The 24,706-nt window shown below is 64.4% G+C and carries 34 protein-coding genes, 2 tRNA genes and 4 pseudogenes; 27 read left to right on the top strand and 13 right to left on the bottom strand.

Annotation, left to right across the window (positions count from 1 at the left end):
* Nucleotides 1-552: 552 nt before the first annotated feature.
* From Sa4125_RS24210 to Sa4125_RS12665, 4 genes and pseudogenes are all read right to left on the bottom strand, one after another.
* A pseudogene (locus tag Sa4125_RS24210) lies at nt 553-813 on the bottom strand (helix-turn-helix domain-containing protein); the annotation flags it as partial.
* Nucleotides 810-1,403 (bottom strand): MT-A70 family methyltransferase, encoded by a 594-nt coding sequence (locus Sa4125_RS12655; RefSeq protein ID WP_223998421.1) that lies wholly within the window; start codon nt 1,401-1,403, stop codon nt 810-812. The gene Sa4125_RS12655 and the pseudogene Sa4125_RS24210, both read right to left, overlap by 4 nt.
* The gene (locus Sa4125_RS12660; RefSeq protein WP_223998422.1) at nt 1,400-1,609 is read right to left on the bottom strand and encodes a hypothetical protein; all 210 of its coding nucleotides are present in this window, start codon (nt 1,607-1,609) and stop codon (nt 1,400-1,402) included. The genes Sa4125_RS12655 and Sa4125_RS12660 overlap by 4 nt, the downstream gene beginning before the upstream one ends.
* A 37-nt stretch (nt 1,610-1,646) precedes the next feature.
* On the bottom strand, nt 1,647-2,108 hold the full coding sequence (locus Sa4125_RS12665; protein WP_223998423.1) for a hypothetical protein: 462 nt from the start codon (nt 2,106-2,108) through the stop codon (nt 1,647-1,649).
* A gap of 242 nt (nt 2,109-2,350) precedes the next feature.
* Between Sa4125_RS12665 and Sa4125_RS12670 the strand changes: the two genes are divergently transcribed.
* From Sa4125_RS12670 to Sa4125_RS12680, 3 genes are read left to right on the top strand one after another with little or no spacing between them, the layout of a single operon-like run.
* The gene (locus Sa4125_RS12670; RefSeq protein WP_223998424.1) at nt 2,351-2,671 is read left to right on the top strand and encodes a hypothetical protein; all 321 of its coding nucleotides are present in this window, start codon (nt 2,351-2,353) and stop codon (nt 2,669-2,671) included.
* Nucleotides 2,672-2,718: 47 nt separating this feature from the next.
* Nucleotides 2,719-3,927 (top strand): IS256 family transposase, encoded by a 1,209-nt coding sequence (locus tag Sa4125_RS12675; protein ID WP_223998301.1) that lies wholly within the window; start codon nt 2,719-2,721, stop codon nt 3,925-3,927.
* 37 nt (nt 3,928-3,964) lie between these two features.
* Nucleotides 3,965-4,648, top strand: a complete 684-nt coding sequence (locus Sa4125_RS12680; RefSeq protein ID WP_223998425.1) for a WYL domain-containing protein — start codon at nt 3,965-3,967, stop codon at nt 4,646-4,648.
* A gap of 29 nt (nt 4,649-4,677) precedes the next feature.
* Here the strand turns inward: Sa4125_RS12680 and Sa4125_RS12685 are convergent, their stop codons facing one another.
* The gene (locus tag Sa4125_RS12685) at nt 4,678-4,875 is read right to left on the bottom strand and encodes a YdaS family helix-turn-helix protein (RefSeq protein ID WP_223998426.1); all 198 of its coding nucleotides are present in this window, start codon (nt 4,873-4,875) and stop codon (nt 4,678-4,680) included.
* Between the two features lie 100 nt (nt 4,876-4,975).
* Here Sa4125_RS12685 and Sa4125_RS12690 point away from each other — a divergent pair, with 100 nt between their 5' ends.
* From Sa4125_RS12690 to Sa4125_RS12780, 19 genes and pseudogenes are all read left to right on the top strand, one after another.
* On the top strand, nt 4,976-5,656 hold the full coding sequence (locus tag Sa4125_RS12690) for a helix-turn-helix transcriptional regulator (protein ID WP_223998427.1): 681 nt from the start codon (nt 4,976-4,978) through the stop codon (nt 5,654-5,656).
* A gap of 424 nt (nt 5,657-6,080) precedes the next feature.
* Nucleotides 6,081-6,437, top strand: a complete 357-nt coding sequence (locus tag Sa4125_RS12695) for a hypothetical protein (protein ID WP_223998428.1) — start codon at nt 6,081-6,083, stop codon at nt 6,435-6,437.
* Nucleotides 6,434-7,090 carry a hypothetical protein gene (locus Sa4125_RS12700; protein WP_223998429.1) on the top strand — a complete coding sequence of 219 codons (657 nt, stop codon included), beginning with the start codon at nt 6,434-6,436 and terminating at the stop codon, nt 7,088-7,090. Before Sa4125_RS12695 ends, Sa4125_RS12700 begins: the two co-directional genes overlap by 4 nt.
* Entirely contained in the window at nt 7,087-7,305 is a 219-nt protein-coding gene (locus tag Sa4125_RS12705) for a hypothetical protein (RefSeq protein ID WP_223998430.1), read from the top strand. Before Sa4125_RS12700 ends, Sa4125_RS12705 begins: the two co-directional genes overlap by 4 nt.
* A complete protein-coding gene (locus Sa4125_RS12710) occupies nt 7,302-7,553 on the top strand; it encodes a hypothetical protein (RefSeq protein ID WP_223998431.1) in 252 nt (83 codons plus the stop codon). Before Sa4125_RS12705 ends, Sa4125_RS12710 begins: the two co-directional genes overlap by 4 nt.
* The gene (locus tag Sa4125_RS12715; RefSeq protein ID WP_223998432.1) at nt 7,553-8,110 is read left to right on the top strand and encodes a hypothetical protein; all 558 of its coding nucleotides are present in this window, start codon (nt 7,553-7,555) and stop codon (nt 8,108-8,110) included. The genes Sa4125_RS12710 and Sa4125_RS12715 overlap by 1 nt, the downstream gene beginning before the upstream one ends.
* On the top strand, nt 8,110-8,730 hold the full coding sequence (locus tag Sa4125_RS12720; protein ID WP_223998433.1) for a hypothetical protein: 621 nt from the start codon (nt 8,110-8,112) through the stop codon (nt 8,728-8,730). Before Sa4125_RS12715 ends, Sa4125_RS12720 begins: the two co-directional genes overlap by 1 nt.
* A complete protein-coding gene (locus tag Sa4125_RS12725) occupies nt 8,727-9,395 on the top strand; it encodes a hypothetical protein (protein WP_223998434.1) in 669 nt (222 codons plus the stop codon). Before Sa4125_RS12720 ends, Sa4125_RS12725 begins: the two co-directional genes overlap by 4 nt.
* 26 nt (nt 9,396-9,421) lie before the next feature.
* Nucleotides 9,422-10,303 carry a ParB N-terminal domain-containing protein gene (locus Sa4125_RS12730; RefSeq protein ID WP_223998435.1) on the top strand — a complete coding sequence of 294 codons (882 nt, stop codon included), beginning with the start codon at nt 9,422-9,424 and terminating at the stop codon, nt 10,301-10,303.
* Nucleotides 10,303-10,545, top strand: a pseudogene (locus Sa4125_RS12735) (DUF2312 domain-containing protein); the annotation flags it as partial. The gene Sa4125_RS12730 and the pseudogene Sa4125_RS12735, both read left to right, overlap by 1 nt.
* A gap of 338 nt (nt 10,546-10,883) precedes the next feature.
* Nucleotides 10,884-11,183 (top strand): hypothetical protein, encoded by a 300-nt coding sequence (locus Sa4125_RS12740; RefSeq protein WP_223998436.1) that lies wholly within the window; start codon nt 10,884-10,886, stop codon nt 11,181-11,183.
* On the top strand, nt 11,180-12,319 hold the full coding sequence (gene dnaN, locus Sa4125_RS12745; RefSeq protein WP_223998437.1) for a DNA polymerase III subunit beta: 1,140 nt from the start codon (nt 11,180-11,182) through the stop codon (nt 12,317-12,319). Before Sa4125_RS12740 ends, dnaN begins: the two co-directional genes overlap by 4 nt.
* Before the next feature lie 2 nt (nt 12,320-12,321).
* Complete coding sequence (locus Sa4125_RS12750) at nt 12,322-12,501, top strand: hypothetical protein (protein WP_223998438.1); 180 nt, start codon at nt 12,322-12,324, stop codon at nt 12,499-12,501.
* Nucleotides 12,498-12,800 (top strand): hypothetical protein, encoded by a 303-nt coding sequence (locus Sa4125_RS12755; RefSeq protein ID WP_223998439.1) that lies wholly within the window; start codon nt 12,498-12,500, stop codon nt 12,798-12,800. The genes Sa4125_RS12750 and Sa4125_RS12755 overlap by 4 nt, the downstream gene beginning before the upstream one ends.
* Nucleotides 12,797-13,168 carry a DUF4326 domain-containing protein gene (locus Sa4125_RS12760; RefSeq protein ID WP_223998440.1) on the top strand — a complete coding sequence of 124 codons (372 nt, stop codon included), beginning with the start codon at nt 12,797-12,799 and terminating at the stop codon, nt 13,166-13,168. The genes Sa4125_RS12755 and Sa4125_RS12760 overlap by 4 nt, the downstream gene beginning before the upstream one ends.
* Nucleotides 13,161-14,123 carry a phage Gp37/Gp68 family protein gene (locus Sa4125_RS12765; RefSeq protein WP_223998441.1) on the top strand — a complete coding sequence of 321 codons (963 nt, stop codon included), beginning with the start codon at nt 13,161-13,163 and terminating at the stop codon, nt 14,121-14,123. The genes Sa4125_RS12760 and Sa4125_RS12765 overlap by 8 nt, the downstream gene beginning before the upstream one ends.
* On the top strand, nt 14,120-14,602 hold the full coding sequence (locus Sa4125_RS12770) for a hypothetical protein (RefSeq protein WP_223998442.1): 483 nt from the start codon (nt 14,120-14,122) through the stop codon (nt 14,600-14,602). The genes Sa4125_RS12765 and Sa4125_RS12770 overlap by 4 nt, the downstream gene beginning before the upstream one ends.
* A complete protein-coding gene (locus Sa4125_RS12775; protein WP_223998443.1) occupies nt 14,595-14,882 on the top strand; it encodes a hypothetical protein in 288 nt (95 codons plus the stop codon). The genes Sa4125_RS12770 and Sa4125_RS12775 overlap by 8 nt, the downstream gene beginning before the upstream one ends.
* 276 nt (nt 14,883-15,158) lie before the next feature.
* Nucleotides 15,159-16,313, top strand: coding sequence for a hypothetical protein (locus Sa4125_RS12780; protein ID WP_223998444.1), 1,155 nt, complete (start codon nt 15,159-15,161; stop codon nt 16,311-16,313).
* Here Sa4125_RS12780 and Sa4125_RS12785 read toward each other — a convergent pair.
* Nucleotides 16,310-16,642, bottom strand: coding sequence for a hypothetical protein (locus Sa4125_RS12785; protein WP_223998445.1), 333 nt, complete (start codon nt 16,640-16,642; stop codon nt 16,310-16,312). The two genes, Sa4125_RS12780 and Sa4125_RS12785, sit on opposite strands and share 4 nt — an antisense overlap.
* A 90-nt stretch (nt 16,643-16,732) precedes the next feature.
* Complete coding sequence (locus Sa4125_RS12790) at nt 16,733-17,674, bottom strand: IS5 family transposase (protein WP_223998446.1); 942 nt, start codon at nt 17,672-17,674, stop codon at nt 16,733-16,735.
* Between the two features lie 69 nt (nt 17,675-17,743).
* Here Sa4125_RS12790 and Sa4125_RS12795 point away from each other — a divergent pair.
* Nucleotides 17,744-17,848, top strand: a pseudogene (locus Sa4125_RS12795) (IS5/IS1182 family transposase); the annotation flags it as partial.
* 39 nt (nt 17,849-17,887) lie between these two features.
* On the opposite strand, the gene Sa4125_RS12800 reads toward Sa4125_RS12795, so the two are convergent.
* Nucleotides 17,888-18,979 carry a calcium-binding protein gene (locus tag Sa4125_RS12800; RefSeq protein ID WP_267461328.1) on the bottom strand — a complete coding sequence of 364 codons (1,092 nt, stop codon included), beginning with the start codon at nt 18,977-18,979 and terminating at the stop codon, nt 17,888-17,890.
* A 415-nt stretch (nt 18,980-19,394) separates the two neighbouring features.
* Here Sa4125_RS12800 and Sa4125_RS12805 point away from each other — a divergent pair, with 415 nt between their 5' ends.
* Nucleotides 19,395-20,336 carry an IS5 family transposase gene (locus Sa4125_RS12805; protein ID WP_223998448.1) on the top strand — a complete coding sequence of 314 codons (942 nt, stop codon included), beginning with the start codon at nt 19,395-19,397 and terminating at the stop codon, nt 20,334-20,336.
* 180 nt (nt 20,337-20,516) lie between these two features.
* Here Sa4125_RS12805 and Sa4125_RS12810 read toward each other — a convergent pair.
* The 5 genes and pseudogenes from Sa4125_RS12810 to Sa4125_RS12830 all read right to left on the bottom strand — a co-directional run bounded on the left by Sa4125_RS12810 (nt 20,517) and on the right by Sa4125_RS12830 (nt 22,900).
* A pseudogene (locus Sa4125_RS12810) lies at nt 20,517-21,560 on the bottom strand (IS630 family transposase).
* A 31-nt stretch (nt 21,561-21,591) separates the two neighbouring features.
* On the bottom strand, nt 21,592-22,143 hold the full coding sequence (locus Sa4125_RS12815) for a hypothetical protein (RefSeq protein ID WP_223998449.1): 552 nt from the start codon (nt 22,141-22,143) through the stop codon (nt 21,592-21,594).
* Between the two features lie 135 nt (nt 22,144-22,278).
* A tRNA-Arg gene (locus tag Sa4125_RS12820) sits at nt 22,279-22,354 on the bottom strand.
* 116 nt (nt 22,355-22,470) lie between these two features.
* Nucleotides 22,471-22,776: an ETC complex I subunit gene (locus tag Sa4125_RS12825; RefSeq protein WP_223998450.1), complete on the bottom strand. Its 306-nt coding sequence runs from the start codon at nt 22,774-22,776 to the stop codon at nt 22,471-22,473.
* Nucleotides 22,777-22,823: 47 nt separating this feature from the next.
* A tRNA-Pro gene (locus Sa4125_RS12830) sits at nt 22,824-22,900 on the bottom strand.
* Nucleotides 22,901-23,157: 257 nt separating this feature from the next.
* Here Sa4125_RS12830 and msrA point away from each other — a divergent pair.
* From msrA to Sa4125_RS12845, 3 genes are all read left to right on the top strand, one after another.
* Complete coding sequence (msrA, locus tag Sa4125_RS12835) at nt 23,158-23,667, top strand: peptide-methionine (S)-S-oxide reductase MsrA (RefSeq protein WP_223998451.1); 510 nt, start codon at nt 23,158-23,160, stop codon at nt 23,665-23,667.
* 126 nt (nt 23,668-23,793) lie between these two features.
* On the top strand, nt 23,794-23,973 hold the full coding sequence (locus Sa4125_RS12840) for a hypothetical protein (protein ID WP_223998452.1): 180 nt from the start codon (nt 23,794-23,796) through the stop codon (nt 23,971-23,973).
* Nucleotides 23,974-24,398: 425 nt separating this feature from the next.
* Nucleotides 24,399-24,653 carry a hypothetical protein gene (locus Sa4125_RS12845; RefSeq protein ID WP_223998453.1) on the top strand — a complete coding sequence of 85 codons (255 nt, stop codon included), beginning with the start codon at nt 24,399-24,401 and terminating at the stop codon, nt 24,651-24,653.
* Nucleotides 24,654-24,706: the final 53 nt, after the last annotated feature.

Raw genomic sequence — 24,706 nt, forward strand, 5'->3', positions numbered from 1 at the left:
CGCGTCGCTCCCGACGGCGCGGGGCGCCTCGCCCTCTGCGGCATAGCGCCGGCAGATTGCGTCCTCGCGCGGCAGGTCGTGAGGCAGAGGGCTGAGGCGCAGGAGCGCATCGGTGCGCGCCGCCGAGAGGCCGAGGCGGCGCCCAACTTCCGCCCGCGAGCGCGAATCCTCAGCACCTGCTTTCTCGATCGCAAGCGCCAGCCCCTCCGCCTGCATGGCAGGAGGCAGCGCCTCGAAGTCGGCGAGCGTCATCTGGAAATCGCCGAAGTCAGATCCCGTCCAGATTGGTTCGGGCACGAAGCGTTGAAGATCGAGCATGGGTGTCTCCGTCGGCAGGGAGGAAGGCAGCGGCATGGTGGGCGGCGCGAGGTCGCCGGGCGAAGGCGTTGCTGGCGCCCGGGCAGTCACTGCCGGCGAGGCAGTCCCATCGATGTCGCGGCAGCACCCGGTGGACTGCGGTGGCATCCCGAGATGACGGGCGATCTCGGCCGCGCGCCCGGCTGGATCGGCGGTGGCGGCATCGAGCCCGAGCTGATCGCACCAGGCGCGATAGCGCCGGACAGCGTTGAGCACCGTCGTGTGGTCGCGGCCGCCGAACTGTCGGCCGATCTCCGGCAGCGACCACGGCGATCCGCCACGCCGAGGCCCCGAACAGGAGAGAATGCCCATCGCCACAAACCGCGCCGGCACCACGGATCGCCACCGACGCGGGCCGCGCACCTGCCCGGGCTCGACGCCAAAGACCGCGGCGACGCGGCTGACAACGAAAGGAACCTGTGTGGCGAAAGGCGTGTTGTCGGGTGCGGTGGTCATTGCGCGGCCTCAATGGCGGCGAATTTGTCGGCTTCGTTGCCGAAACTGTCCCAGCCCACACGACGCTGACGCGCGAAAATGTCCGCCCGGCGCCCATCTGGCACCAGCGTTTCAATCAGCTGGTAGAATTCTTCGGGCTTGCGCGAATGCTCTCGCGCCAGCCCGTCGACAGCGGCGTCGACCAGCGTCTCTAAGAGGTTCGGCACCTTGCCTCTGGCGATGGCGGCGCCTTCGAGGCGACCGACGAGGAATGGCTCGCAGACGGACCGCAGCACGTAGCCCGTGCCCCAGCGCAATTTGCCGTTGACGGTGCGCTTCGCCCAGACGCCGCCGGTGACCGGCGCGACGCCCCAGCCGCGCATGATGGCGCACTGTCGTTCGATCAGCGGCCAGGTCGCCCACATCACCAGCACGCCCGAGGGCGCCAGCAGGTCGCCGACGCGCAGGGCCGCGATATCGTCGAGGCTCATCGTCGCGTACTGCGCCTCAGGGCTCTTCTCCAGCCCCTTGTCGGAATAGGTGGCCCACGGCCAGGGCGGATCGACCATCACAACATCAAATGCGAAGAGCGGGAGCCCGAAGTCGATCAACGGCCCCTCCCATGCATGTCGTAGAGCGACCTCACCGAAAACACGTTCCAGAGCCGCTGCGCCCGGGCACCCGCGCGTTCCACCCGCGCCTGCGCGACGTCGCAGGCGACGGCCGCCCGCTTGAATTCCCGGCCTGCGAAATGGAACTGGATGAAAAGCGCGATGGCGGTCGTCGACCGCCACCAGCGCCGAAGCGCACGTGTCATGAAGCCTCCGGGCGAGGTTGCGGCGGGCGTGTGCCCGTCAGGTTTGGCCGCGCACGGCGTCGAGCCGTGCCTGGATCTTGTCGAGTTCGGCGGCGAGCGCGCTGGCCTCCGTCATCCGCTGTGAGGCATCAAGCCAAGCCGGGGCGCGCTTCATCACGGCGCCTAGAAAATCCGGCCCGTAGATGGCGATGAGGACGAGCATGGCGACGCCGTTCGGCGCGCTCTCGCGCTCCAGCCATTTGGCGATCGTGCCACTGTTCAGCCCGGTGTCGGCGGCGACGTTATCGGCCGTGCGCGCGGGGTAGAGCCTGCGCAGATAAGCAGCGACGCGGGCGCCCGCGTCCGACAATTGTCGGGATTGTTCGGAAACCTGTCGATTTCTTCCGGTCGTTTGGGGCACGGCTCTCTCCGATGATCTGGTCATCGGAGCGGGGATGGTCCCCGCCGCAGTCATCGGAGCCATCGGAGATCGAAAAGAAGCGTGGTCGACGAGCGTCATGTGCGGATGACCTCGTCAGTGCAGACGTCAGGAAAGACAGGCCGGCAGCCCGTGCGGGGCGCTCCGGCGAGATCGGAAAACAGCCATGAACGACAACCAAAAAAAGCCCGGCGGAGCGCGAAGGTCGGTGACACTCCGCCGGCAATTTCAGGGAGGAAAAGCCCATGACGGGCAGGTGACGCGGTGCCCGGTCGACTTTCGGCCAGTTCTGCGAAAGAGTTCCCGCTATCCGAGCAACGGGGATGCGGCAGATGGTTTGGGCAGTGTTGGCGCTGGTCGGCATTCCGTCGTTCATACTGTGGGTTGTGATGCCCATGATGAGACGGGCCACAGCCACAGAGCTTGAAAACTCGGCCATGGTTCAGGCGCAGAGAGACCTGGACGAAGCGAAAGAGCGTCGACGGGCACTCCGTGCTGTGATCAACGCCGGGACGATCGTGCCCGAGACCGAGGCCCGGAAAACTGCCACATGGATTCCTCCGAAGACGCAGACATCGGTAGTGTCCGCGCTCGTGGTGGAAATTCCGACATTGAAAGGTGTGGCTGAGGCGGTCACCGGATAGGGCGGCTAAGGTGGAGTTGCGAGACTTCAACCTGACCGGAGAACCCGATGACCGAGGACAGACTACCGCTTGCCGAGCTTTTTGCGAAAGCCGGGGACGGCGATTTCCTGAGAACGATAGCCGAGAGCGTGATGCAGCTCCTTATGGAGGTCGACGTTGAAGGCATGATCGGCGCCGGGCGCCACGAACGGACGCAGGAACGGGCGACTTATCGCAATGGCTACCGCGACCGCTCGCTCGACACGCGGCTCGGCTCGTTGCAGCTTCGGATACCCAAGCTTCGGCAGGGCAGCTACTTCCCGCCGTTCCTGGAGCCGAGAAAGCTCTCGGAGAAGGCCTTGGTTGCCGTCATTCAGGAAGCTTGGATCAGCGGCGTTTCCACCCGGCGGGTCGACGATCTGGTACAGGCCATGGGGCTGTCGGGGATCGGCAAGAGCACCGTATCGAAGCTGTGCAAAGACATCGACGAACGCGTCGGCGGCTTCCTCGACCGTCCTCTCACTGGCGACTGGCCCTACCTCTGGCTGGATGCGACCTACCTGAAGCAGCGCGAGGGTGGACGCATCGTTTCGGTCGCCGCCATAATCGCCGTGGCCGTGAACACGGACGGCAAGCGCGAGATCGTCGGCCTTCACATCGGCCCCTCGGAAGCGGAGACGTTTTGGTCGAGCTTCCTCAAGAGCCTCGTGCGCCGCGGCCTGTCCGGCGTGAAGCTCGTGATCTCGGATGCTCACGAAGGGCTGAAAGCCGCCATTCGCCGGGTGTTCAGCGCCTCCTGGCAGCGCTGCCGGGTGCATTGGATGCGCAACGCCCTGTCGTATGTCCCGAAGGCGCAGCAGAGCATGGCGGCGGCCGCGCTGCGCCAAGCCTTCGCCCAGCCCGATCGTGCTAGCGCCAGCCAGGCGCTGCGCCACGTCGCCGACCAGCTTCGGGGAAAGTGTCCAAAGCTCGGGGCCTTCATCGACAACAGCGAGACCGACGTGCTGGCGCACATGGATTTTCCCAGTCAGCACCGGACCCGGATCCATTCGACGAATTCCCTGGAGCGCCTGAACAAGGAGGTGAAGCGGCGTGCCGACGTCGTCGGAATCTTCCCGAACGAGGGATCCATCATCCGGCTCATCGGCGCCGTCCTTCTCGAGGCCAACGACGAATGGCAGATCCAGAACCGCTACATGCAGACCGAACCCATGGCCGACCTCATGGCCATGGGCAACACTGCAAAACCCGAACAGATTTCCACCGAAGTCGCCTGAAACGGAGCCGCTTCAGCTACACTCAATTTCCACCACGTTGACGGACACGACCCAGACATCCATGGCGCAAGTGGCGCCTCAGGCGCTTCGCATCACGCCGTCGGGCGCACGTAACGCGCTGCTGATGGAATATGCCGACGCCTACGGCGAGATTAGCGAACGCGAGATCCACGCGCCGAAAATCAGCCGGTATGGCGACACGGTCTATATCGACGCGTGGTGCACCCTGCGAGGCGCCGAGAGGCAGTTTCGGGCCGATCGCATACTGCGCTTGTGGGACGCGGGCGGAACGCCGATCGCCGACGTGAATGCCTATTTTGAAGGGCGCGGCGACATGTGGGGTCGCCTGTTTCCGATACCGGACGAGCACCGCCGGGCCATGGCGCGGGTGCGGCCTGGAACGCTTGCCCTCGTCTGGATCGCCAGAACAGACAGCGATGTCGACGCGGCCGAAATGGCCGTCATCCTCGATTTCATGGACGCCCGGCTTCGCATCGGCGGACGTGAAGCGCCCGAGTTCGACCGGCATCTCGCCCGCATCACGATCGACGAGGCTGCGCCCATCAAGGCGCATGCCGTCAAAGCCGTGACGGAGATGAAGAAGGGGAGCGCCCAGGCGCTGCTTCTCGCCGACTATTCCGCCCGCCTTGTCGCCAGCGCGGGAGAGAGCGACCCGAAGAAGGCGGGACGGCGCCGCCAGTTGATGGCGCTGCTGGAGTAGAGAACTCGGCGAGATCAAAGCACGATAGCTCATGCTGCAGCCTCGGAGGGATAGATATCCGGGCGAAGCTCGTGGCGTGACACTCCGGAAAATGCCTCAACCTCAAGAACACGAATTGTTGGGCAGACTGTCCACTGGCTGACGGCCTGCGGCTTGATCGCGATCGATCGCGCGACTGCGCTGGGCCCGCCAGCTTTCTGAATTGCCCGATAAAGGGCGTCCGCCATGGCTTCTCGTGTGCTCATGGACAGATAAAAGCACAGCTTTCATTTTCATACAAGCTACTCTTTCATAGACGCTTGCATGCTGTCCCGGCGAAAAGTCGATATGGTTGAAACAGTCGGCTCCGTCATCCGTACTGCCCGCAAAAGTAGAGGCTTCGTGCAGCGCCAGCTAGCCGACGTTGCCGATGTAAGCATTGCCGCTGTCGGTCAGTGGGAACGCGGCGCCAATGACATCACCATGGAAAACCTTCGGAAGGTTGCTGTGCTGCTGGGCATCGACGCCGAAGCCGCCAACCGCGGCGAGTTGCGATACGTGGACGCGCCTGTGCTCCTCAATGAAGTCGAGAGGGTGACAGACAGCGGGTTTCCCACATTGGGTCCGATGGACATTCCCGTCAGCGGGGTAAGCGTTGGCGGGGATGACGCTGATTTTACATTCAACGGTCAGATCGTTGACCACGTCCGTCGACCTCCCGGCCTTATAAATCTGAAGAATGTCTTCGCTTTGCACGTCCTCGGTGACAGCATGGCTCCGAGGTTTGAGCCCGCAGACCTTGTCTACTGTGGCGGTCGCCCCGCCGTGCCCGGCGACGACGTCGTTATCGAGATGTTTCCGTCGGCGGATTCGCCGGCAGGCAAGGGCTACATCAAACGCCTAATCAGCCGATCGGCCAGCGTAATCGTTGTCAGGCAATTCAACCCGCCTCGCGAGATTGAATTCGACCCATACGAGATGAAGGCGATGCATCGCGTAATTCCTTGGCGCGAAGTTCTCGGCTTTTGATTGCTTCCGCCTCAACAGCCAGGCGGCTTCTCTCATGCACGAAATGCCCCTGGACTGACACTGCAGTGCCCGGCAGGCCGTCTGCCTGACAGGCAGAGCACCGGAGAGCGGCTGCGAAGGCGGAGATGGCGGTCTCATCAGTACAGCCGAGCCGTAGCAGCTGCGAACGCCTGAGCCACCGGGTCTTCCCGCAATGCCCGCACTCGACGTGCAAGGAGATCAGCTCGCCAATTTTTGCCTCTACGCGCCCTAGCATCGCTGATCCTGTTCCTCTTCCGTTCTTATAAAGCCGACATGCGAGGACTGAGTCGAGTCCTTTTCGAGCGCCCCCACCGCCGCTATATGAAAGTATCGCTTGCATCCGAATGAAAGCAATGCTTTTATTGTCTCCATCGAACTCGGCCGCACCCGATGGAGAACCCCGATGCACCTTCCGGCAACGCTGCCTCTGGCGGCCACAGGTCAGCACGCGCTGACGCTTCCCACCAACAATTCGCCATTCAGATCGGCCGCACTCCCTCCCAGGCGCGCTGCGCCGGAGCGCGCCGGCAAGGCCGGACGCGTCCTCCTCCCCGCGTCCGGCCAGCGCTTTCTGGCGAGCGCCCACCGCGAGACACGCGCCCTCGGCCGCGATCTCGTCGAGGCCGGGCGGATCGTCGCCTGGATTGCCCCGAAGATCCTCGTCGGCGTGGTCGGGGCTGCCGGCCTTGCCGGCTCCCTGACCTTCGGCGTCGGCCTTTCCACCGCCTTCTGCGCCCTCATCCATGTTGTGCTCCAGTGAGCGTCCCCTTCGGCGGTATCGCCCGTCGCGAAGGCGTGGCGCCATATCTGGCGCGCATCGAAACCATCCGGCGGCGGCGCGATACCTCAGGAGTCGTCGCCATGGATGCGGCGCTGACCGAGCTTCTCTTCGATCGCCCGGTTCCGGCGCTGGGCGGACTGAGCCCTTCCCTCTTCGCCTCCGAAGTCCGTTTCTGGCGCCCGACCACCGCGCGCTGGAGCAATGGCGAGTGGATGGGCGGAGAGAGGGAGCCTGACCTTCCCTATGTCGGCGGCATGATCCGCATCGACGACGAGGCAGTTTCCGCTTTTCGGGATCGCTGGGAAGCCACCAGCCGGGTGCCGCCCTACCCGATCCTAGTCAGCGATGATGCCTCCGTATGGCGCCGGTTCTTGGCCGTGCCCCTCACCCCCGACGACAGCTTGCGCCTTCCCGATGATTTCGACGACGAGATCACCGCCGCCGCGGCGCAGGCCGGCGAGGAACGCCGCCGGGCGATCGACTGGGGCGACATTCCCAACTGGCGCGACGCGCCCGACGAAGGTGACGGCCCCGGCAGGAAGATCGCGCTCGGGATCGTCGCAGGCCTCGGCGCCGTCGGCCTGCTTTGGCTGGCCATACAGCTTCTCGGCCGCGCCTGGGTCGCCGCGTGATGCCCGCCTTCCATGTCCACGTCGAGGATCCTGCCGGGCGTCACACCATCCGCATCGACGCCGGCAGCCCGACGGATGCGCGCCTTCGCGCCAGGGCCCCGGACCGGATTGTCCTCAAGGTCAAGATCGCTCGCGCCGATGAGACACCGCGCGGCGCCCGCCTCACCCGCAAGGCGCTGCTGCGCCAGACATCCCCCCAGGAGATTTCACGATGATCGAGACCCGCTCCCTCACAGCTTCCGAGCGCGCCGCCCGCGACAACGCTAGCCCCGCCATCTCGGCCGAGCCGCCAAGCACCGCCGAACGGATGGCCGCGCACATGCTCGACATCGCTGCCGGCAACGGCGAGGCCTGTCTCGACAGCGACCTGCTGTTGCGGGGCTTCACCCCCGGCGAGCTTCGCCATCACGGCGTCGAGGCAAACCGCATCGCGCGTCTCCGGAGCGGCGGAGGGTTGTGCTGATGGCCGACCTTCTCGACGCCACACCCGCCGCGCCGCCGGCGCTGTTCGAGGGGCCTGTTATGTGGGTTCCCGAGTTTCTCGTCGATGAGGTGTCACCACCACCGCGCGAAAGCCCGGATGCATGGACCGTCCGCAACATTCAACACGAGACGACCATCATCGTCGGTGAGAGCGCCGACGAGACCCACAGTGATGAGCCCTCGACCCGGTCCTTCGAGCCCGGCGACATCGTCTCGTTCTGCAGCTTCCAGGACTTTGGCCCGATCACGGTCAGGATCCACGACGACGGCTCTGTCGACACCCTGACCCCCGTGCATCCGCGCGCGTCCCTGTTCTGGGCGGAAGGCGATCCGGACACGCTTTCCTTCTCGCTGGAGGAGTTCGCCCGCAACTGGGCCGCCAACACGCCGCAGCGCCAGCCCGACGAGCCCGAGACGGGCGTCGTCGAGCACTACACCTGGAGCCAACCGCAGCCGTTCGTCCTGACGACGACAAGCGATGGCCCGAACTTCCTCCGGGCGGACGCGGACGCCGTGCCCGCGACGGGAGCGGCGTGATGGAGACGACCGTCACCCGCGAGCGCCTGATCGCGACCACCACCTATCAGGAGGCGATGGCCTTCATCGAGGACGGCATCAAGCGCCGCGCCAAACACGCTGCTGGCGAAGACGATCGCAATGCATCCGACTGGTGCGGAGATCGACGCCGGGGCCAGGCCATATTTCACGATCGAGTTCGCGCGCAGGGACAAGGCCGGCGGTTTCCATGGCGAGCCGGCACCCGACCCTACCGCCGACCCGGCGCCCGACGCCTTCAGCGCGGGGACCGAGCTATGATCCGCGTGACCTTCGATCTCCTGCCCGGCGGCGACGCATCGCGCGCGCGCACCATCGGCCTGATGGAGATCGCCAACATCGCCACGCGCCCGGACAACACCGCCGACTACTCGGTGATCCTGAAGAAGTGCCCGCCCTTCGCCGGCGCCTTGCGGGCTGCCTGGAAGAAGGGCCGCCTGACGATCGCCACCGATGGCCGGATCGACGGGGTGATGACCGGCGAGGACGAGGAGCTGATTGCCGCCCTCGTCACCGGTCACCACCGGCAGCGACGCGGTGTCTACGACCTTTTCTTCCGCGCGCTTGCGGCCTGCGGCATCGACGGAAGGAACCCGGCATGAACGCCTGGTCGCAGACCGCCACGGGGCGGATCTTCTCTTTTGCCGATCCAGTGATCGAGCCGGCGCACCTCTTCAGCGAAGTTGCGCACGGCCTGGCCCTCGTCAACCGGTTCGCCGGACAGACAGAGGTGCCGATCTCGGTTGCGCAACACAGCGTGCTGATGGCCGAGGAGGTGCTGGCCGAGACGGGTGATGCCGAGCTCGCCGCCTTCTGCCTGCTGCACGACGGACATGAATTCGCGCTCGGCGACTGGACGAGCCCGGGCGCCTTCGCCGTGCAGGAGCAGATGGTTGCCACCGCCCGCGCCGCCGGCGTGCCGGACCTTGTCGCCGAGGCGCAGGCCCTTCGGTTCAAGACGGCACTGCGCACCGTCAAGCGGCGGATCGACAAGGCGATCGTCAACGCCGCAGGGCTCGACTTCCAGCGGTTCCTCGACCGCGCCGACGAGATCCACGCCTACGACATGCAGGCGCTTCTGACCGAGCGGCGCGACACCATGGCGAGGCCCCCGAAGCTCTGGGACGGCGACCGCGATGCCGCCGTGCGGCAGCCGCGACGCCGCAGGCTCACCTGCTGGGCATGGCCAAAGGCCGAGCAGCGCTTCGCCGAGTCCCTCATCCAACTCTGCCCCACCGCCGCCCGCGCCGCAGGCCGCGCCGCCTGAGGGCACGTCCCACGAAAGGACCTCGCATGCGCAAGATCGACGTCTCTCCGGAGGACCGGCCGAAACACATCGACCCCGGCGCAGCACCAATGCTGCAGTGGGTACCGATCGAGCAGCTGGTGATCGACGAGGCCTACCAGCGCGACCTTAAGCGGGAGAACTGGGCGGCCATTCGCAGAATCGCAGCGCGGTTCAAGTGGTCGCGATTTTCGCCCGTCTTCGTCGCGCCAATCGAGGGCGGCCGTTATGCCGTTATCGACGGCCAGCACCGCACCCACTCCGCCGCCATGTGCGGCTTCACGGAGGTGCCGTGCCAGATCGTCCAGATGTCGCGTGAGGAACAGGCGGCGAGCTTCGCCGTCGTCAATGGCGCGGTGACGAAGGTCACCATCTTGCAGATCTACAAGGCAGCCCAGGCGGCGGGCGAGGAATGGGCGGGGCAGATCGCAACCGTCTGCAGTGATGCGGGCATGCGGATGCTGACCTATGCGCCCTCGGTCAAGTCCGCCAAGGCCGGCGACCTCGTCTGCGTCGCCTTCATCCGCGATTTCATCGCGCGGCGGGGGCCGGAGGCCGCGACGGCGGCCCTGACGATCTTTCGAAGGGCCGAGGGGGTGGGCGACACGCCCGAATTCTACGCCCTGAAGATCTTCAAAGCGATCCTCGAGGCGCTCGCCTCGCGCCCGCATTGTCTCGCCCGCCACGACGAGGCCGCTCAGTTTCTGACCAGAACAGACCTCTGGAAGCTCGTCGAGGAGGCTGAAGCCTTTGTTGCGCAGCGCCGCCGCGCCGGCCTCCCGAGCGTCGCCGCCCGCGACCTCCTGGAAAGCCTCGTCGGGGATGCTTTGGACAAGGCCCTACCCCAGCGAATGGCCTTGCCCGCGCCGACAAGCTCAGAGGCCGCGTGATGAGCGACGATCAGACTAACGTCGCCGCCGACGAGCTGCGCTCTTTCATCGAGCGCATCGAGCGCCTGGAGGAGGACAAGAAGGAGATCGGCGCCGACATCAAGGACGTCTACGGTGAAGCGAAAAGCCGTGGATACGATACCAAGGTAATGCGCAAGCTGGTCGCTATCCGCAAACAGGATCAGAACGAGCGCCAGGAGCAGGACGCCATCCTCGAGCTCTACATGATGGCCCTCGGCATGGGCATCCAGGAGCGGCTGCCGCTCGCCGATGAGGACCTGCGCACCCGCCGCCCGGCGCGTAAGTCGATGGAGGACCGCGCAGCCGCAAGGCTGACAGAGGCCATGGCCGACACCAAGGACCTTTCGGCCGAAATGCTCGCCGACGGCTTGATCACACCGGAAGCGCACGCGGAAAATGTCGCGCTCTCCGATGCTGTTGCCGCGCGTGCCCACGGCCGGAAGTCCGCGAGAAAGGCCCGCAGCGCTGGCAAAGATAGGCCCTTGCACGCGGATGACGCGGAGGACGAGCGGCTGCGAAACGAACGGGCGAAGGGCCCGGTGTTCGCATGAGCCGCGGGTTGGCCACCACCGTCTCGAAGACGTTCGACGTCCTCGTCGACGTCGACCTTTCTCTCGAAGACTTCGACGAAGATGATCTAGTCGAAGAGGTCAATCGGCGCGGTTTGGCAGCGACTATGGAATCCTTCGTGATTCATTTCGGCGAGCAGCGAGACATCGACTTCCTTGCCGACATGATCGCCGAATGTCGGACGCGCGACGCACTCGACCAGCTGCGCCGGCTCTGCCCGTCCGCGCCGCACGCGAATGCCGTCCTCACCTTCGCCGCCGTCCGCAAAGCTTCGGGAGCAACCTCTTGACCCTCGCCTTCTCCTGCCCGCTCGCCCCCCTTCGCCGCGCCGTCGAGCGTGCCGGCACGACGAAGGTGGTCGAGCGCCGCAACACGGTCCCGATCCTCGGCAATGTCGCCCTCGCAGTCGAGGCCGATGGCAGCCTGACGGTGACCGGTACGGATCTCGACATCTGGGCGACCGCGAGCGAGCCGGCGGGGACGGCCGAGGTGAAGAGCCCCGGCGCGACCACCATGCCCGCAGGCCTCCTCCTCGACATCCTGAAGAAGGCTAGCGGCGACATCGCCATCGAGGACAAGGGCGTCGGCCGCGCCATCCTGAAGACCGGCCGCTCGCGCTTCACGCTGAACACTCTGCCCGTCGAGGACCTGCCGGCAGCTCCGGTGGACGAGGCGGGCGCCGCCCGCTTCGACGTCTCGCCGGCAATCCTGAAGCGCATCGACGACGCCGTCGCCTTCGCGATCTCGACGGAGGAGACGCGCTACTACCTGAACGGCATCTACCTGCACATCGCCAGCGCCGGCCCTACGCCCGTCCTGACGGCAGTCGCCACCGACGGCCACCGCCTGTCCCGCCTCGCCCTTCCCAGTATCGCCGTCGAGGGCGACATGCCCGGCATCATCATCCCAAGAAAGACCGTCGGCCTCTTCACCCTCATCGGCGCCGCCGCCGAGGCGGCGATCGCCGTCACCGTCACCGCGCGCCGCATCACCTTCGAAGCCTCAGGCCTGCGCATCGTCTCGAAACTCATCGACGGCACCTTCCCGGATTATCTCAGGGTCATCCCGCAGAACAATTCTGATATCGCAGAGACCGCGCGCGAGGCGCTGGCGAAGGCGATCGACCGCGTCTCGGCGATCTCATCGGAGCGCGGCCGGGCCATCCGCTGCGTCTTCGGCGAGAACGACGAGCTGACGCTCGCCGTCACTTCGCCCGACGCCGGCTCCGCGGAGGACGCGGTCGCGGCCACCGGCAGCTTCGACCCGATCGCCATCGGCTTCAACGCTCGCTACCTCGCCGACATCCTCGCCACCTTCCCCGGCGACTCCATCCGCTTCGCCCTCGCCGACCCCGGATCCCCCACGGTCATCACCGACCCCGCCGACGAGGACCGGCTCGTCGTGCTCATGCCGATGAGGGTTTGACGATGAGCGACGAGCAAAAGACCAACACACCCGTCTTCACCTTCCACGCCACGCGCGACCCGGACGCCTGCAAGCATCAGTGGGGCGGATGGCGTGACTTCGAGGACGGCAATGGTGGCGAACAGTTCTGCAAGCTCTGCGGCATGGGTGCGATGACCTACTCGCTGAGGACAGGACCATGATCCCAAACATCACCGACCCACTGGGGCGGTACTGGAACCAGCCGAAAGACATCCGCGAGGCGCCGATGGACGAGACTCACGTCCTTCTCACGCCGCACCAGTTTCGCGAGCTCGCCGAATACAGCACGACCATGCCCAGCGGCGTCTATCCCGGAAAATGTTGGAAGCGCGAGCAGTTGGAGGTCACGCCGAAAGGCTGGCGGCCAACCGGCATTTGGGCTCTCGGCTGGTATGGCGAAAGCGAAAAAGGGCCGGGTTGGTGTTCCAATAACTGGCGCCGGATTGAGGTCGTCGAATGACCCGTCCCGTCCGCATCCGTCTCTCCCGCGCCAGGGGCTTCGACCTGCAGGCGCACTCGCGCGAGAGCAATGGCCTGTCCGCTATCTCGGTCGCCCGCCCCGGCCCGTTCGGCAATCCCTTCGTCATCGGCCGCGATGGCGATCGCGAGCACTGCGTCTCGCTGCACCGCGCCGCGATGGACGGCTTGCTCACCATCACCACGTCGGTGCCGGCGGCGGAAGTGCGCGCCGTGCGCAGCGTCTTCATCGGTCGCTGGCGCGACCTCGCCGGCCACAACCTCGCCTGCTGGTGCCGCCTGGACGGCAAGCCCTGCCACGCTGACACGCTGCTCGAGGCGGTCGCGATAATGGAGAAGAACCATGGCTGACCAGACCAACATCGAATGGGCAGACTCGACCTTCAACCCGTGGATCGGCTGCACGAAGGTCTCGCCGGCCTGCGACCACTGCTATGCCGAGACGTTGATGGACAAGCGCCATGGCCGCGTTCAGTGGGGCCCACACGGTGAGCGCGTCCGCACCGCCGAGAGCAACTGGCAGAACCCGCGCCGCTGGCAGCGCCAGGCCGCCGCGTTCTTCGCCGAGCACGGCCGCCGGCGCCGCGTCTTCTGCGCCAGCCTCGCCGACGTGTTCGACAACAAGGCTCCCGCCGGCGCTCGGGACGATCTCTGGACGTTGATCCGCGAGACGCCGGATCTCGATTGGCTGCTGCTGACGAAGCGGCCGCAGAACATCTCGAAGATGCTGCCGGCGTTCTGGGGCGAGATCGCCGGGCATGTCTGGCTCGGGACGTCGACGGAGAACCAGGAGGAGGCCGAGCGCCGACTGCCTCACCTGCTCGCGGTGACGCCGCGCCCAGCCGTGTTCTTCGCCAGCGCCGAGCCGCTGCTGGGGAGGGTCGATTTCACGACCATCAAGCGCGCGTCTCCGCTCGGCAGCATGTCTGCTCTGCCGGCAGAACCCGGTGGCGTCTACCTCGACTGGATTATTGCAGGCGGCGAGAGCGGCCCAGGCGCCCGGCCGACGCACCCGGACTGGATTCGCTCTATCCGCGACCAGTGCACCGAGGCCAGCGTCGCATTCCTGTTCAAACAGTGGGGCGAGTGGAAAGCGGCGATCGACCGCGAGCGCGACGATCCTGATTGGCGCGCACCCTATGGCAGAGAGCTTCGCGACGAAGGCAAGACGCGCTGGCTCAACCTCGCTGGTGGGTGCGGGTTTCATGGCGATCGCTTTCATGTCATGCGACGAGTCGGCAAGAAGATCGCCGGGCGCCTCCTCGATGACGTGTCGCACGACGGATTCCCGGAGCCCAGCCCATGATCACCGGGCGCCAGCGCACCGAGCAGCTGCTCATCATCGAAATGCTCGTCTCCGTCACCATCGACGGCGCCGACCCCTTGCGCGCCGAGACCAAGGCAGCGGCCGCATGCCTCTCCGCCGCCGTCACCGAGACGATCGCCGGTCTTCCTTTCGATGCAGCGACGAAACTCTACGGCCGCCGTGATCGCCTGTTCGCGCGTTTCGTGCGTCCGCACCAGCGCCCAGGCATGCGGGTCGCCACATTCGGCCTTGCCGTCTTTCATCTGCTCAAAGGGCTGACCGAGAGCGGCACCCTCTCCGTCGTCGACGGCAGCGCCGTCTCGGCCGCGCTCGACCTTATCCTGCCTGGATTAGAGCCGGCGGCCTCCGATCCCGTCACCTTTGCCCGCGCACGAAAGATCGCCTTCGAGATCCTCGATGCCCTGCAGGGCGAAGGTCTGTTCCCCGGCGCCACGATTAGGAGCCCCGACGATGCCTAATGCCATCCCGAGGTTCGCTACCGCCACTGAGACCAAGCCGCAGCTGACGATGACGCCAAAGCTCCGCGCCGATCTGCGCGTTCTGAACGAGATGCGCCCCATCGGCATGACGCGGATCAGGGGCGAATGGTCCGCCCAGGGCCGCTTCCTCGCCAAGGGCCGCTGCGTCCAGCTGATCGCACTCGGCTACGCCCGCATCGACTATTCCGGCCGCCATCCCCGCATCAAGATCACTCGCGCAGGGCGCCATGCCATCGGCGCGATCGGCAAGGAGGACTGACGATGTCGCAGAGTCTGCGCTACAGCGTCGAGCCGCGCGACGTCTCCCCGGAGAAGGCTGCCCGGCGGCTGGGCATCAGTCTCGACCAGTTCCGCGAACTCCTGCCACGACTTCTGTCGCGGGGGTTCCCTGCCCCCGATCTCGATACCGGCAACTTCGACCTGGACGAGATCGACCTCTGGCGCGCCTCACGCCACCGCCGCCGGGGCTTGCCTTCCGGCGACGCACCCGATCACTCTCTGGCTGAGGCGAGGCGAAGACTGGCGGCGATGCGACATGGCACGGGTGAAGATCCCCTATTACGTGATCAAGAGGGGCCAGGGCTATTGGCAGCCGACGAAGGCGATGCGGGCTGCCGGCTTTGCCTCGATCCCCTGCGGACCGCACGGCCCGAAGGCTTGGGAGATCGCGGCGGAGTGGAACCTGCGCTGGCAGCGTCACAAGAGCGGCGTCGAGGAACCGGCGCGGCAAAAATGGCCACCCCGCTCCATCGGCGACGCCTTCGAGCGCTACCAGGCGACGACCATCTGGGCCAACAAGAAGCCAAGGACGCGGGAGGAGTGGGAGCGCGGGTTCGCTCGCATCTCGCCCGTGTTCGGGGACATGCGCCCTGTCGATGCCGGCATTTCGCTGGAGACGCTCTCGGTTTTCCGCGACAGGATCCTCGCCAGCGTCTCACCTCGCGAGGCCTGGCGCACGATCAAGATCTGGCGTGCCATTTGGACTGTCTGTCAGGCGATGGGTTACACGGAGGGCAGGTCTGATCCTTCGAAGGGAATTCAAAACTCTCAGCCCGCCGGCAAAAGCACAAGCTGGGCCTATGCCGAGGTTGTTGCGCTAGTGAAGGCCGCATGGCGGATGAAGCACTACGGCCTAGCCGCCGTCATTGCCGTCTCGTGGGACACTATGCTGTCCCCCGCCGACATCCGGGCGCTCACTGTCGACAAGCTGGTCCAGGACAACGCGGGGGCCTACTTCACGACGGGCCGGGCCAAGACCGGCCGCGCCGCGATCGGCACCCTTTCGCGGCGGACGGAGAAGGTTCTGCGCGCCTATCTGGCGATTCGCCCTCTCAGCGTCGGTGTCATCTTCCGCAACCGATCCGGCTCGCCCTATTCCCGTTTTACGCTGCCGGACGATTTCAAGGAGGTCCGCGAAGCGGCCTTCCCGACCGACACCCGCACGCTCTCGGATATGCGCCGCTCCGGCGCCATGGAAGCCCGCGCCGGCGGCGCCGATCCGGCGACCCTCTCAGCGAAGATGGCGAACAACATTTCGGTCTCGAACGCTCTGCACAAGGCCTACCAGCCGGTCGACCTGACATCGGTACGTCAGGCGGATCTGGCGCGGGGCGCAGGACGTAAAAAAATGATTGCTGAGGCTGAGGCCAAGCGTGAGACGCGCAACAAAGAAGGAATTTCCTCGAGCTAGACGTCGATCCTAGTGAGATGTATCTCCACTGGCTCGAAACCTTGTGACGTCAGCTCGGATATGACCGTGATATCCGCACGCACTACATCCCGGTTCCAAATATCCGATGCAGAGACAGGCTCCATAAGCCTCATCTTGAGGCGTTTCTCCGAGACGCCGCGAGGAATAGCTGCCCAGCCAATCGCATTCCGATCACGGTCCTGAGCGTGGATTTCCAGTTCAACTCCGCCATAGCTGTTGAAGCGCTCGAACGGCTGGTCATCCTTGATCTCATGAGACCTGTGCGCGGGGACTTGGATTTCAGGTTTCAGCGTCGGGGAGTTCGCCATTCCGCCGCGGCTGGAATTTCCGTTTGCGACGAGCAGTTTCGAGGCACTTTTGGCCTCTATTGGCCGATGGCGGACGCACGTGTCCCGTCCTCATGCCACTCGCTCGCGCAGGATGTTTCGCGTTCGCGTGAGATTGAAGGCGATTGCCGTCAGCCGTACCTGAAGTCCGGCCTTGGCGAGGCCGATCCAGCGCATGCGCCGCAGACCGTAGCTGCGCTTCCAGGTACCGAAGACCTTCTCGATCCGGCGGCGGACATGCCCGACCTCGCGGTTCCAGCCTTCGAGTTTTGCGAGAGCCTCGGGTCCGCCCCAAACCGATCGACCGGGTAAACGAGAGGAGCCGCCAGCATCCCTGATCAAGGTCTCGTTGCGCACGCTTGCATAGGCCAGATCGGCGTGGACGTTGCCGGGCTCGGGCGGCAGTACGGCACCGAGCATGCGCCCGTCGTTGACGTTGGCCGGCGTCATCTCGATACACCGGACAATTCCACCATCGGCGTCGGTCGCCACATGCGCCTTGTAGCCGTGCACGGCCGCCTTGCGGCGATGGCCGACCCAGCGGGCTTCCCCGTCCTTGGTGATGCTGGCGGAGGCGATGATGGTCGCATCCACCAGCGTGCCGGTCTTCACCATGACGTTCTTCTCGTCGAGCTGGCGCGTCACCGCTTCGAAGAGGATTGTGTCGAGGCTATGCCTCACGAGCTCCCTGCGGAACCGGACAAAGGCGGTGCGCTCCGGGGTCGGCTCGCTCGCGGCAAAGCCGCAGAACCGGCGGAACGAGGCCCGGTCGTCGAGGGCCTCGGCCAGCTTCACATCCGACAGGTCGTACCAGACCGATAACAGGAGTGCCTTCAGCATCACCAGTGGCGGCCAGGCCTTCTCACCCGTCGCGGAACGGTAAATCGGTGACAGATCCTGGTCGATCTTGGACCAGTTGATCAACCCGGCGATGTCGTCCAGGGCACCAAGGCTCCGCTTTGCCCCCGCGTCTCGAAGTCGAAGAGCTTCCTGACCAATGGGATGCCGCGCCATGACCCAATCCTCCGTCCGAAGAACCTCAGTGAATCAACGATACAGGCTGCCGGCAAGCCCCCGCGCACAGGTCTCATTAAGGACTGGCGACGCGTCGCCACACGTTATGACCGATGCCCAACCGTCTTCTTCTCCGCCATTGCGCTCGCGGCCACCGTCATCTTCTGGCTATGACCAATGAGTCCTGACCCTAAATTCGGAACCCTTCGGCATTTACACGAACAAAAAGTCATTGGCGGCAAAGTCTGTAGCCGTAAGACTGTCCATAAAGTCCATAATTTCGACGCTGAATTTTACTCCTGCTGATGTGGTTACATTCAGCATTACGTCGCCGTCTGAATCATTCACGGCGAAAACAGTACCATTGCCTCCGCCTGCCTGATATTTTGTGACGCCTAAATTCTCGAGAACGATCCGATCGACTCCGTCTTCAAAGTCAAAGACCTGGTCTCCACCGTCAAGTGCTCCGTAACCTTTGAAGACAAACCGGTCAGCGCCCGCACCACCCCAAAGATCATCCCAACCGAGTTCACCAATGAGGGTGTCAGCGTCAAGCCCACCCTTAATCGTGTCGGACCCGTTTCCGCCGTAAAACAAATCCATGCCGGCGCCGCCCTCCAGCAGGTCGTTCCCGTCTTCACCGCTGATGCTATCGTTGCCGCCGTCACCGTAAACAGTATCCGCGCCACCGCCGACTTCGATACGGTCGTTGCCTGACCCTCCATAGGCTAGGTCGCTGCCGGTCTCGCTGTCGATGATGTCGTTGCCGTCCCCTCCAACCAGGTGGTTGTTTCCGTCGCCCCCGTCAACGCGGTCATCTCCAATGCCGCCATCAACGTAGTCATCTCCGGATTGCCCCTTTAGCTTGTCGTTGCCGCCTTCGCCGTAAATCCTGTCATTCCCGGCGCCGCCGCCAACGGCCTGTGACGTACGTTTACCGGAAGCCGGATCGATCTCATTCAAGAAACCATCATCACCGTCGCCGGCATAGATGAGATCGTTGCCAAATCCGCCGTCAATGTACTCTCGACCCGCGCCACCATAGATCGTGTCGTCTCCCGAATCGCCCAAGATATGGTCATGCCCATCACCTCCGTCGATCAGGTCGTTTCCGTCTTCACCTTCGAATACGTCGTTACCAAGCCCGCCGTACATGCGGTCATGACCAGGGCCTCCATCAAACGAGTCGTTACCGTTCCCTCCGTATAGGAGATCGTTTCCCGCTCCGGGTTTGAGGAAGTCGTTACCCTCTTCGCCGTACATGATGTCGTCGAAAATAGTGCCCGTGAGGTAGTCAGACCTCATTGTTCCTTTAAACGTAGCCATACTCACCCTTTCCCAGGATTCTGTGTTGCAGGACGTGACGACGCAGCGAGCGGTACGCGTATGATGCAACGAAGCAGTCTACGCCAAGAGGATAACGTATATCTTTCAATGGGCTCGCGCTGTGCTCCTGGCGATAGGCCTAACGCCTAAAATGAAAATGTCCAGCCCTCTTCCGCATTCAGGAGGCATGGAAGGACGGCCCAAGTTAAACGTATCGTTGCAAGATCGTGCTCTAGCGCCCAGGCGCCTCGTGCACGATCACCTGGATCGCTGGCAGCGGATTAACCAGCCGAACCCAAATCTCGCGCAATCCAATTATGAGACCTGTGCGCGGGGGCTTGCCGGCAGCCTGTATCGTTGATTCACTGAGGTTCTTCGGACGGAGGATTGGGTCATGGCGCGGCGTCCCATTGGTCAGGAAGCTCTTCGACTTCGAGACGCGGGGGCAAAGCGGAGCCTTGGTGCCCTGGACGACATCGCCGGGTTGATCAACTGGTCCAAGATCGACCAGGATCTGTCACCGATTTACCGTTCCGCGACGGGTGAGAAGGCCTGGCCGCCACTGGTGATGCTGAAGGCACTCCTGTTATCGGTCTGGTACGACCTGTCGGATGTGAAGCTGGCCGAGGCCCTCGACGACCGGGCCTCGTTCCGCCGGTTCTGCGGCTTTGCCGCGAGCGAGCCGACCCCGGAGCGCACCGCCTTTGTCCGGTTCCGCAGGGAGCTCGTGAGGCATAGCCTCGACACAATCCTCTTCGAAGCGGTGACGCGCCAGCTCGACGAGAAGAACGTCATGGTGAAGACCGGCACGCTGGTGGATGCGACCATCATCGCCTCCGCCAGCATCACCAAGGACGGGGAAGCCCGCTGGGTCGGCCATCGCCGCAAGGCGGCCGTGCACGGCTACAAGGCGCATGTGGCGACCGACGCCGATGGTGGAATTGTCCGGTGTATCGAGATGACGCCGGCCAACGTCAACGACGGGCGCATGCTCGGTGCCGTACTGCCGCCCGAGCCCGGCAACGTCCACGCCGATCTGGCCTATGCAAGCGTGCGCAACGAGACCTTGATCAGGGATGCTGGCGGCTCCTCTCGTTTACCCGGTCGATCGGTTTGGGGCGGACCCGAGGCTCTCGCAAAACTCGAAGGCTGGAACCGCGAGGTCGGGCATGTCCGCCGCCGGATCGAGAAGGTCTTCGGTACCTGGAAGCGCAGCTACGGTCTGCGGCGCATGCGCTGGATCGGCCTCGCCAAGGCCGGACTTCAGGTACGGCTGACGGCAATCGCCTTCAATCTCACGCGAACGCGAAACATCCTGCGCGAGCGAGTGGCATGAGGACGGGACACGTGCGTCCGCCATCGGCCAATAGAGGCCAAAAGTGCCTCGAAACTGCTCGTCGCAAACGGAAATTCCAGCCGCGGCGGAATGGCGAACTCCCCGACGCTGAAACCTGAAATCCAAGTCCCCGCGCACAGGTCTCATTATACTAACGAGCGCTGATCAGAACCGATGCGCCTAATCTCGCATGCCGATGGAGATGATTTTCCAGGGCTGGTCGACGAGCTTGTTCCAGGCGGCGCAACAGTGGGCGACGATGTCGTTGTAGTCGATGAAGATGCGGTTTGAGAGCCAGTTGACGCGCATGAACTGCCAGACGTTCTCGACCGGGTTCAACTCAGGCGCGCGAGGCGGCAGGAAGAGCAGCGTGATGTTTTCGGCACGACGAGCTTGGGCGTCATGTGCCAGCCGGCGCGATCGAGGATCAGCACGGCATGGGCGCCAGGATCGACGGCGCGTGAGATCTCCGCCAGATGCTGGTTCATCGCGCCGGTGTCGCAGTAGGGCAGGACGAGGCCGGCACCCTTGCCCTTCTGCGGGCAGACGGCGCCGAAGATATAGGCCCACATGGTGCGTTGGTCGTGCGGCGCGGACGGTCTTGTGCCGCGCCGGGCCCAACGGCGGGTGATCTTGTTCTTTTGCCCTATGCGGGCTTCGTCAGCCCACCAGAGCTCGATTTCGGTGCCCCTCGGGAGCTTGGCATGGATGGCCGCCAACTCGGTTGGGAAGCTTTTTTGAAACGTCCACCTCGAACTCGTTCTGGGCATAGTGGCGCGGACGCGCCGAGAGCTTGGCAAAGCCGAGCGCCTTCAGTTCGCGCCCGACCGTGGTCTCGTCCAACGAGATGGCGAATTCCTCATAGATCCACTGCGCCAGATCCTTGCGCCGCCAGCGCACGACGCCGTGGACGGCCGGGATCGGGCCGCTCTCCACAATCTTCGCCAAGGCATGGCGCTGCTTGTCATTCAGCTTGGAGGAACTGCCCGGCGCCTTGACGTTGATGAGCCCTGCCGGACCATGCGCGTTAAACCGCAGCACCCAGTCGCGCGCGATCTGGAGCGTCACGCTGCCGATCCGGGCCGCGCCGGTGCGCGAGCCGCTCTCGTAGATCGCAGCCAGCGCCAGAAGACGCCGCGCCTGGTTGGCGTCCTTGGTCTCCCGCGCCAGACGACGCAGGCCAGGACCATCGAAATCGGTGCGAAGTGGAATGGGCGTTGCCATGGCAAACCTCCGTTTGCCACCATGATTCAGATCAGAACCAGTTTGGGAATCCCCTACGAGTCAGACCCGATGCTCGCTGGTATGCGGAGAGCTGTGCGACAATCGCCTCGAACTGCTGCTTTATTGGCCCGTCCAGGATGGCATGGGTCGCAGCATCCTTCGCGAAGGCCAGACAATAAAACACAACGGCGACCACGACGACCGTAAGGACCGTATCGTAAGACTCCGGGATGTTTACGTTGACAAGCCCTTCGAGCATCGGGGGGATCTCTGTCTCCAAATCCTTCTGAAAGGCCACGATCAGAGCTACCAAGAAGAGCTCTCGAAGCGGACTTTCTTGTGTCAGCGATCGAACATTGATCCTGGCCTCCTCAATGTGAAGGCCCACCAGAAAGCTTGGAAGAAGAGCTATAGCCTCACGGATTACGACATCAGCCGACTGCAGGGCCGTGATGACGTCCGCAATCGGTGTCACACCCTCAGTTTGATATGATATCGACAGGGGAAGACTAAGACGCGCCATGTGAGCAGTAAGCACGATAACCCAGAGCTGTGGAGTCTGGACGTCGGCGATTACGACCAAATTTCAGCCACCCGACGTTCGGCGTCGGCACGTCACAGGTGTCACATGAGAACAGTTCTGCAACAAAAGTTGGAACACGTTCCAACTTTCCCGCTCCGACGCCCCTCGAAGGGTGGTGCTAAGTGACTGAAATTGTGGTGACCCCGGCTGGATTCGAACCAGCGACCATCGGCTTAGAAGGCCGGTGCTCTATCCTCTGAGCTACGGGGCCGAAATTGGCCGATATGGCCGTCTGATGCCATCGGGACGGGAAGAGCGGCCGTGCTGTCCATTCTCCATCGACCCGGCGATGCCATCAAGACCGACGAAGGACCGACAGCGCTGGCCTCAATGGGTCCAGGGCTGGCGACGATCGTAGCGGAAGTTTTCGGAATAGGACATCTTGCGGCGCGTCGGGTCCTGCGGCTCCTCGACCCGGTACGGGATCTGGTTGCGCTCGGCGTAGTCGACCGCCAGTTCCCGGGTCTCGAAACTCAGCCGGATCTGGGAGTTCATGTCGCTGGAAGAGGTATAGCCCATCAGCGGCTCGACACGCTTGGCGCTTTCCGGCTCGTAGGACAGGAGCCACTCGCGGGTCTGCGCCTTGCCCGACTGCATGGCGGTCCGGGCGGGACGATAAATGCGCGCTACCATCGGCCTCACTCCATCGCGTCGCCGCGCGGCGGCGTCTCTGCAAGGTCTGGTCGGAGCGGCAGGATTCGAACCTGCGACCCTCTGGTCCCAAACCAGATGCGCTACCAGGCTGCGCTACGCTCCGACTGACCGCAGCCCTAGAGACTAAGCCCCGCGGAAGCAAGCCTCCCGCACCGAACTTTGCCGAAATCGGCGTATTTCGCGTCAAAGGGGCGGACGGGCGCCCGACTGGCGAGAAGACGGGCCCGGCTGGCGCGCGGGGATCCCCCGTCCTGCGAAGCCGTGGTGCCGGCAAACCCGGCCACCGCACGCGGCAACGCTGGAACGGCGACGGAGACTCACTATCTAGTCCTCGATCCACTCACCCGAAGGGAGACTCTAATGACCACCGAGCGCGCCGTTCTGGCAGGAGGCTGTTTCTGGGGCATGCAGGATCTCATCCGCAAGATGCCGGGCGTCGTCTCGACGCGCGTCGGCTACAGCGGCGGCGAGGTTCCGAATGCCACCTATCGCAATCATGGTCGCCACGCCGAAGCGATCGAGATCATGTTCGATCCCGACGTGATGTCCTATCGCCGGCTGCTCGAATTCTTCTTCCAGATCCATGATCCGTCGACGGAGGACCGGCAGGGCAACGATCGCGGCCCCGGCTACCGCTCCGCCATCTTCTACGCCGACGATGCGCAGAGGGCGGTCGCGGTGGATACCATCGCCGATGTCGACGCGTCGGGGATCTGGCCCGGCAAGGTGGTCACCGAAGTCTCCCCTCTCGGCGACTTCTGGGAGGCCGAGCCCGAGCATCAGGATTATCTGGAGCGGATCCCCAATGGCTACACCTGCCATTTCGTCCGTCCAGGCTGGGTCCTGCCGCGCCGGGCCGACGCAGCTTAAAAAAACGCCGGTTCGCGCCGGACACCCTCGGCGCGTCCCGCAACGCGGCGAGCTGAGCTGAGCTGAGAAGCCCTCGTGCGACTGACTGTACCTGCAATGGGCGAAAGCTCTGACCGGAGAGAGATGATGGACGACAAGCAGAAGCCCCCCGCGGATCCGACGCCAAGGCCGTCCGGAAAGGGCGACAAGCCCATGCCGGCGGCAGGCCCGCACGCCCGTCCGGAACTGACCAATCCCGACGCGACGCCCGGAGCCGGATCGCTTCCCGATCCCGACGACGGCGACATGGACGGCGCTTCAAGCTGACAATCGGGCCGAGACCGGTCGCGGGACGGCGCTGGCTCGAGCGCTGTCCCGCACATTCCTGCCCCCCACGGCGCGCTACCGGAACCGCCGGCTTGCCCAGGCCCCGCAGCAACGGCCCGAAGATCGGGATCGATGATCGGAAAGTCAGATGGGCGACATCAAAGAGTCCGAGCGCATCTGTCCGAACAGACGCACGCGCCCGGCCTGGCGTTTCGGGCAATTTTCGGGGATCGCGCGAAACGCTGGCTTTCAGGTTGTCGTCCCGGATACAGCGAAAAACCGGTTCCCACTTTTTTGCCCGACGCTTTAGCGTAGAGAGCCGAAATAGCCCGCCATAATTTATATGTTTTTTCACCGCTTGGCCTGGCCCCGCGCTGAGCCTAACTGCATCTCGCAATTGAATGCGGAGCAGAAGAATGGGCAGGATGGACAAGGTTGATGACGAGCTTCGCGCCCTGATCGAGGATGTGATCGCGGCTGGCCTCCTCGCTGACAACCCACGCGGCCTCGCCGTGGCACAGCGCGTTGCCGCCCACGGCTTCAGCGCTCTGCAAAGCGATGAACGGGGGTTCTGGGAGCAGGACGTCCTGCCGGTGCTCAGCAAGCCTCTGCAGGAGCAGATCGCCATCGCTTCCATCCTGCGCAGTGGCGGCTACGTCCCGCGCAAGATCAACTACTGACGGCGGGCAAGGAGCGCTCGTCGCGCTGCATTCGAAGGACGGGTGCGCCTGGA

The sequence above is a fragment of the Aureimonas sp. SA4125 genome, from assembly GCF_019973775.1.
Lineage (GTDB): Bacteria > Pseudomonadota > Alphaproteobacteria > Rhizobiales > Rhizobiaceae > Plantimonas.

Coding starts and splice junctions, on each gene's coding strand:
- Sa4125_RS12660 (WP_223998422.1), bottom strand. CDS start 1,609: ATGACACGTGCGCTTCGGCGCTGGTGGCGGTCGACGACCGCCATCGCG.
- Sa4125_RS12665 (WP_223998423.1), bottom strand. CDS start 2,108: ATGACGCTCGTCGACCACGCTTCTTTTCGATCTCCGATGGCTCCGATG.
- Sa4125_RS12670 (WP_223998424.1), top strand. CDS start 2,351: ATGCGGCAGATGGTTTGGGCAGTGTTGGCGCTGGTCGGCATTCCGTCG.
- Sa4125_RS12675 (WP_223998301.1), top strand. CDS start 2,719: ATGACCGAGGACAGACTACCGCTTGCCGAGCTTTTTGCGAAAGCCGGG.
- Sa4125_RS12685 (WP_223998426.1), bottom strand. CDS start 4,875: ATGGCGGACGCCCTTTATCGGGCAATTCAGAAAGCTGGCGGGCCCAGC.
- Sa4125_RS12690 (WP_223998427.1), top strand. CDS start 4,976: ATGGTTGAAACAGTCGGCTCCGTCATCCGTACTGCCCGCAAAAGTAGA.
- Sa4125_RS12695 (WP_223998428.1), top strand. CDS start 6,081: ATGCACCTTCCGGCAACGCTGCCTCTGGCGGCCACAGGTCAGCACGCG.
- Sa4125_RS12710 (WP_223998431.1), top strand. CDS start 7,302: ATGATCGAGACCCGCTCCCTCACAGCTTCCGAGCGCGCCGCCCGCGAC.
- Sa4125_RS12715 (WP_223998432.1), top strand. CDS start 7,553: ATGGCCGACCTTCTCGACGCCACACCCGCCGCGCCGCCGGCGCTGTTC.
- Sa4125_RS12720 (WP_223998433.1), top strand. CDS start 8,110: ATGGAGACGACCGTCACCCGCGAGCGCCTGATCGCGACCACCACCTAT.
- Sa4125_RS12725 (WP_223998434.1), top strand. CDS start 8,727: ATGAACGCCTGGTCGCAGACCGCCACGGGGCGGATCTTCTCTTTTGCC.
- Sa4125_RS12730 (WP_223998435.1), top strand. CDS start 9,422: ATGCGCAAGATCGACGTCTCTCCGGAGGACCGGCCGAAACACATCGAC.
- Sa4125_RS12750 (WP_223998438.1), top strand. CDS start 12,322: ATGAGCGACGAGCAAAAGACCAACACACCCGTCTTCACCTTCCACGCC.
- Sa4125_RS12755 (WP_223998439.1), top strand. CDS start 12,498: ATGATCCCAAACATCACCGACCCACTGGGGCGGTACTGGAACCAGCCG.
- Sa4125_RS12760 (WP_223998440.1), top strand. CDS start 12,797: ATGACCCGTCCCGTCCGCATCCGTCTCTCCCGCGCCAGGGGCTTCGAC.
- Sa4125_RS12765 (WP_223998441.1), top strand. CDS start 13,161: ATGGCTGACCAGACCAACATCGAATGGGCAGACTCGACCTTCAACCCG.
- Sa4125_RS12770 (WP_223998442.1), top strand. CDS start 14,120: ATGATCACCGGGCGCCAGCGCACCGAGCAGCTGCTCATCATCGAAATG.
- Sa4125_RS12775 (WP_223998443.1), top strand. CDS start 14,595: ATGCCTAATGCCATCCCGAGGTTCGCTACCGCCACTGAGACCAAGCCG.
- Sa4125_RS12780 (WP_223998444.1), top strand. CDS start 15,159: ATGGCACGGGTGAAGATCCCCTATTACGTGATCAAGAGGGGCCAGGGC.
- Sa4125_RS12785 (WP_223998445.1), bottom strand. CDS start 16,642: ATGGCGAACTCCCCGACGCTGAAACCTGAAATCCAAGTCCCCGCGCAC.
- Sa4125_RS12790 (WP_223998446.1), bottom strand. CDS start 17,674: ATGGCGCGGCATCCCATTGGTCAGGAAGCTCTTCGACTTCGAGACGCG.
- Sa4125_RS12800 (WP_267461328.1), bottom strand. CDS start 18,979: ATGAGGTCTGACTACCTCACGGGCACTATTTTCGACGACATCATGTAC.
- Sa4125_RS12805 (WP_223998448.1), top strand. CDS start 19,395: ATGGCGCGGCGTCCCATTGGTCAGGAAGCTCTTCGACTTCGAGACGCG.
- Sa4125_RS12825 (WP_223998450.1), bottom strand. CDS start 22,776: ATGGTAGCGCGCATTTATCGTCCCGCCCGGACCGCCATGCAGTCGGGC.
- msrA (WP_223998451.1), top strand. CDS start 23,158: ATGACCACCGAGCGCGCCGTTCTGGCAGGAGGCTGTTTCTGGGGCATG.
- Sa4125_RS12840 (WP_223998452.1), top strand. CDS start 23,794: ATGGACGACAAGCAGAAGCCCCCCGCGGATCCGACGCCAAGGCCGTCC.
- Sa4125_RS12845 (WP_223998453.1), top strand. CDS start 24,399: ATGGACAAGGTTGATGACGAGCTTCGCGCCCTGATCGAGGATGTGATC.